At 54.1% G+C, this 5,520-nt stretch carries 7 protein-coding genes; 4 read left to right on the forward strand and 3 right to left on the reverse strand.

Annotation, left to right across the window (positions count from 1 at the left end):
• The coding region (locus AABZ39_01605; protein MEK6793443.1) for a hypothetical protein at window positions 1-303 on the reverse strand (303 nt) is incomplete at its 3' end.
• Window positions 304-604: 301 nt separating this feature from the next.
• Here AABZ39_01605 and AABZ39_01610 point away from each other — a divergent pair.
• The 3 genes from AABZ39_01610 (at window position 605) to AABZ39_01620 (ending at window position 2,258) form a co-directional block, all read left to right on the forward strand.
• Complete coding sequence (locus tag AABZ39_01610) at window positions 605-1,417, forward strand: SDR family oxidoreductase (GenBank protein ID MEK6793444.1); 813 nt, start codon at window positions 605-607, stop codon at window positions 1,415-1,417.
• A 154-nt stretch (window positions 1,418-1,571) separates the two neighbouring features.
• Window positions 1,572-1,916: an STAS domain-containing protein gene (locus tag AABZ39_01615; GenBank protein ID MEK6793445.1), complete on the forward strand. Its 345-nt coding sequence runs from the start codon at window positions 1,572-1,574 to the stop codon at window positions 1,914-1,916.
• 48 nt (window positions 1,917-1,964) lie between these two features.
• Window positions 1,965-2,258 (forward strand): PilZ domain-containing protein, encoded by a 294-nt coding sequence (locus AABZ39_01620; protein MEK6793446.1) that lies wholly within the window; start codon window positions 1,965-1,967, stop codon window positions 2,256-2,258.
• A gap of 21 nt (window positions 2,259-2,279) precedes the next feature.
• Here the strand turns inward: AABZ39_01620 and AABZ39_01625 are convergent, their stop codons facing one another.
• A complete protein-coding gene (locus AABZ39_01625; protein ID MEK6793447.1) occupies window positions 2,280-3,392 on the reverse strand; it encodes an aldo/keto reductase in 1,113 nt (370 codons plus the stop codon).
• Window positions 3,393-3,528: 136 nt separating this feature from the next.
• Between AABZ39_01625 and AABZ39_01630 the strand changes: the two genes are divergently transcribed.
• Complete coding sequence (locus AABZ39_01630) at window positions 3,529-4,284, forward strand: AraC family transcriptional regulator (protein ID MEK6793448.1); 756 nt, start codon at window positions 3,529-3,531, stop codon at window positions 4,282-4,284.
• Between the two features lie 12 nt (window positions 4,285-4,296).
• Here the strand turns inward: AABZ39_01630 and AABZ39_01635 are convergent, their stop codons facing one another.
• Entirely contained in the window at window positions 4,297-5,049 is a 753-nt protein-coding gene (locus tag AABZ39_01635; protein ID MEK6793449.1) for a DUF4118 domain-containing protein, read from the reverse strand.
• Window positions 5,050-5,520 lie beyond the last annotated feature (471 nt).

The raw sequence follows: 5,520 nt of genomic DNA on the forward strand, positions 1-5,520 counted from the left end.
GGGGATGGATGATGATGCATTGAACTTTCTGTTCGAAAGAACGATACCGACCCCGCCCCAAGCGCTGTCGTAATCGTTCGCACCATAGATATTGTTCGAAACGAAAAACTCCCCTGTTGCCCCGAGCGTGTAGCCGGGTGTCGCGACGCTCAGGTCAACCCTTCCTTCCCGCGCCATATAGAAATTCGAATACCAGTTCGTCTTGTTCACGAAATTGAATTCGTCGACGAAATAGTAGCCTGACAAAGGCAAGGAGATGACAAGGAATGCAGCGAGAACAACGGATCGCGTGAAAATACTCATGTGTTTTCGGATGGGGATGGACTTTTGACCATGGAATAAGTATCGACAAACGATGTCCAGAAATTTACCAGTCATTGCCATACGTATTCGCAATCAGGCCTCCCTTTCATTGCCCGCAATGTAAGCGCTTACAACAGTACGCACAATACACTCTCGAAAAATAGACAGCAGGGACTATAACTGACACAATGCAAAGTAGTGAACAGCTTTTTTGACGCGTTATGTTACCTTTTCTGCGCTGCGCTTGAAAATTCCCTCGTTTACCGTACTATTACGTCATTACCGTCACAAGGAGTCGATCGTGGGTATTGAGATGTTCTCGCTGAAAAACAAGACGGCCGTCATAACCGGCGGCACCGGCGTGCTTGGCACTGAAATGGTCAAAGGCCTCGCAGCATGCGGGGCGAACGTCGCCGTGCTTACCCGCGATGAGAAGAAATTCGATGAAAAGATGAAAGGTGTGGCGAACGTCATCGGCGTGAAGGCGGATATCATGAGCCGTGACAGTCTTGCCGCGGCGGCGGATACGATACAGAATAAATTTACGAAGATAGACATACTCATCAACGGCGCGGGCGGCAATCAGCCGGGGGCCACATCGTCCGATACGAACACGTTCTTTGACATGCCCATGGAGGCGATACGCGACGTGCTCCATCTCAATTTCTTCGGCGGCGCGCTCCTCTCCTCGCAGGTGTTCGGCAAGGTGATGAAGGATAACGAGGCGGGCACGATAATAAACATATCATCAATGGCGTCGATGCGTCCGCTTACCAAGGTTCTCGGCTACGGTGCGGCAAAATCCGCCGTCAATAATTTCACCATGTGGCTTGCCGTGCACATGGCGCAGAACTACAATAAAAAATTCCGCGTGAATGCGATAGCCCCGGGTTTCTTCCTCACGGAACAGAATCGATTCCTTCTAACCAGCAAGGAGACAGGTGAGCTCTCGCCGCGCGGCGCGTCCATCATCGGGCATACGCCGATGGGGCGTTTCGGGGAATCATCCGAGGTCGTCGGTGCGCTTGTATGGCTTTGTTCCGATGCAGCGAGATTCGTCACCGGCATAGTGCTCCCGGTCGACGGCGGATTCTCGGCGTTCAGCGGCGTCTGATCCGCGGGTCTCCATGGGACCGCAGCGCCGCATCAACATCAATGAGCTCGTGTTCGATGCCGTGCTGGCCGTATTCTCCCTGCTCTGCCATTGTATTCCCTATACACCTATGCTAAAATACAGGCATATGAAACCGCGGGACAAGGAGTGAGCGATGGAACTGAGCACGAAGAAGGAAGGCGACATCATCATCATCTATCTCGAGGGGCGGCTCGAAGTGAACGTAACGCTGGAGATAGAGACGCAGGTGAACACCGTGATGGAGAATAACCCTGATTCGCATATCCTTTTCGACCTTCGCTCAGTGGAACATATGAGCAGTTCGGGGATACGGCTTTTCGTCGCCACGTCAAGGATATTGAAGGCAAGCAAGCGACGCCTTGTGATATGCGGCATGAACAGCGCGGTCAAGAAAATATTCAGCATCGTCGAGCTTATGGACATGTTCGCGATATATGAGGATGAGGATAAGGCACTCGCATCGTTCAAACGCTCTTGACGATTCCTGCGATTATGGATATGATACACGCGTTTCGGGAGAGATTTCATGCAGCCTAAAAAGAACGTGTCCGATAAGCGCCGTATCCGGAGAGTACCGGTACGCGTCCCGGTAGCGCTGCATTCCCGAAGCACGTTCGGCAAGAAGGGCGACGGGGTAAGCGTCGATGTGACATCATACGGCGTGCTGCTCGAGACGACGGTGCCGCTTGCCGTCGGTGAGGATGTGGAGATAGCGTTCGGGCTCACGAATTCCATTCGCCGCTCGATGACGGCGCATGTCGCATGGACATCGATGGATGACCGCAATAAGAAAACGCTTATCGGCTGTTATTTCGTCTAGTCCGACAGCGGTCTGTCGCGCCTACACAGCTAGTGCTTTATGTGCCTCGCGCAGCTGTTCCCGTATCGGTATGTGCTGCGGGCATTTTTCCTCGCATGCGCCGCATTCTATGCAGCTGTCGGCCTTCTGTCCCGCATCCCATTTCTCGCGGCCGATGGTCGCGTATACCGACCGCGCATTATCCCAGAGCCCGTATATCTTCCCGCGGTTATATCGCTCGAATATCTTTGGTATGGCCACTTCCGACGGACAGGGCATGCAGTAATTGCAGCCGGTGCAGTAGAGTTCCGCCATTTTTTTCAGCTGTATCATTCGATCATCGATGAGCTTCGTATCGTCGCCCGACAATACGCCCGCATCCGCTGCGACCGCGCAGTTCTCCCGCACCTGCTCCATCGTGCTCATGCCGGAAAGTGCAACGGATATGTCCTGATTTGAAAGTACAAAACGAAGCGCAAGCTCGGGTACGCGCTTGATGCCGGGGACCATTCCCTCAAGCACAGGGCTCGATGCCCCGAGCCGGCCGCCGCCGACAGGGCCCATCACTACGATGCCGATTCCTTTCTCATGAGCGAGCGCTATCCCGTCCGCAAGCTGCCTGTCGAGTATGTTGTATTGAAGCGTTATCACGTCCGGATACCCGGTATTGATGATCTTAATAAGATTTTCCGGTGAATCGTGGAATGATACCGAGATGTGGCGTATCAACCCTTCGTCCTTCGCCTTCTGCATCCATTTTGATGACACGGGTTCTACGATCTCGGTGTATCGCTTCCAATTTATCCCATGGTGTTTATAGATATCGATACATGAGACGTTCAGCCTTGCGAGACTGTTCTCAAGGTTCCGACGCCACGCGGATTCATCCGTGCCGTAATCCGGGTTCTTCGTCGAAACGATGATACGTTCGCGATAGCCTTTCAGCGCATCGCCCACGGCACGCTGGCTGTCCTCATGGCAGTAGCCCACGGCCGTATCGACATAATTGACGCCGGCATCGAATGCTGCATGGAACATGGGCGTTGAAAGTTCCCGGTCGACCGTGGTGCCGTTGGAGAGCATCGGCAGGCGCATGGCGCCGAAACCGAGCTGTGATACGGAAAGGCCGGTACGGCCGAGTGCACGCATCTTCATTCGCTGTCCTCCGCTGCCGGGTCACCGAACCCGGATGCCTATCATGATATAATAATTGCGGCATGAAGTCCATGGCATCGCACTGGTGCGGCATGAACGAAATTGACTTTCATTCCGGCATTGCTATACTATCGGCATGCATATCGATGCCGTTCAATTCGAGGTGTTCAGCGCCGGGGACAGCACCGTCCGCGGCAGGCAGCCGAAGGGATTCACCTTTGTGTATATCCTCGACGGTACGGGCAAAGTCATCGACGGCGAGCACTGTGTACATGCCGCCCCGGGCGACCTGGTGATAATCCCTTCCGAGCACGAATACCGCATGCGTGCGAAGTCGGCGGCACTTCGCTGTTATTCCACATCGGTATATCCCTGCGGCATGGCGAACGGCGAGATAGCGGCGCTTATCCGTGCGCGCATGCCGAAGATAGCGATCGGTCTCAACCGGCGATGGTTCTTCGAAGCGGTACGCTCGCGCCTGGCATCCGATCATGCATATGCGCAGAAGGCCGCGTTCTACAGCATCGTATCGCTCATCTACGAGATCAATACACCGCATCCTGAGCATGCAGCTGAGTCATCCGCAGTGGAAACGGCGCTGCGCGAAATTCAACATCGCATCGCGGAGCCTGCGCTCGATGTGGGGAAACTTGCGCGTGGCGCGGGGCTGAACCGGTCCTATTTCATACGTCTTTTCAAGTCGCGCGTGGGCGTTCCGCCGAATCAGTATTTTCTCAGGCTTAAGGTCGAAGCGGCACAGCCGTTATTGCGGCGCACCGAGCTTCCGGTGAATCGCATCGCCGATGATTTCGGTTTCTCGGACCAATTCCATTTCAGCCGTGTGTTCAAGCGCTGGACGGGCGTGTCGCCCCTCGCGTACCGAAGCGGCTGAGCACGAGGCGTATCAGGCCTTTCGGCTGCGCTGAAGCGTAAGCGCTACCATGCTTGCGATCGCCTCGACCACATTTTCCGAGACACCGTCCGCATGGTACGCAAAAAGGCCGATCGTCCCCTTCGGTGTGCGGAGCTTTACATACTCGACCTGTCTTTCGTTCTCATCGATCAATGTATCCAGGGTGACCTTCTGGAATTTCCCGGAATCGGGAAGGGTCACGTTATGAGGGAACTTCGAGCTCAGCGATACATGTTTCCACATCCCTTTCCTGTCGGGTACATGCACCCCGCAGTACTCGAAACTGAATATTGCAACGATGGAATCGGCGATCGCGACCGTACCTTTCGGAGTGTCGGGGACCTGCAGGAGCACCGTCGCGAGCCTGTTCAAGCGCTCGACCTCGGACCGTTTCCGGCTGATCTCGTCGGTGTGTTTCTGTATGGCCGATGAAAGGGCACTGACGATGACGGCAGCGATGACAAAAAAGCTGAACGCGGCGATGTCCTGCGGATTGGCGATGAGAAAAGTACCGACTGGCTGAATGAAAAAGTAATTAAAACAGAGCGCGCCCGCCAAGGACGCTGTCAGCCCCGAGCCCATCCCCCAGAAAAGGGAACAGAGGAGAACAATAAGCACATACGTGAGCACGATGGTCGTATCCGGAATGTGCGGAACGATCATCGTATAGATCAGGGTCGCGAACGCCACACTGGCAAGCGGTACGCCATAGGAAACGAGCGATCTCGATAGTTTCTCTGCCATCGTGCACTCCCGAAGCGGAAAAGGCTTCGCGGCGTTTCGTCCTTCGCCGAAGACTTCCGCTTCGCGGATGACTATAGTGCATATTCTTGGAAAATCAAGCGAATTAGTGGGCGTGTTCTTTGTATATTGCAGGATACAAATTTCCACGAATTTTTCTTGACATTTTTTCCGGTGATGTTACTATTTCAGTGTCCTCAGGGTCTTTCAAGTGTCATCCGTTCATTGCATGGGCGCGGTCCGTCTGGACATTCGCGCTCTGAACGGCTGTGTCAATAGAATCACCATAATCAACCGACGTCATGTCCTCGGAGGCAGTGTATGTTGTATGAAATTCTCTTTGTCTGTTCATTACTTATTGTTCTCATCTGTGCCGCGGCGGCGGCGGGGAATTATCTGGCCGATACGTTCGAAGGTCGTCGGTCGTTTTTTACACCGATCCTCGTTCCGATCGAGAAGTTAGTCTATCGCCTC

It is taken from the genome of Spirochaetota bacterium (assembly GCA_038043445.1).
Classification (GTDB): Bacteria; Spirochaetota; Brachyspiria; order Brachyspirales; family JACRPF01; genus JBBTBY01.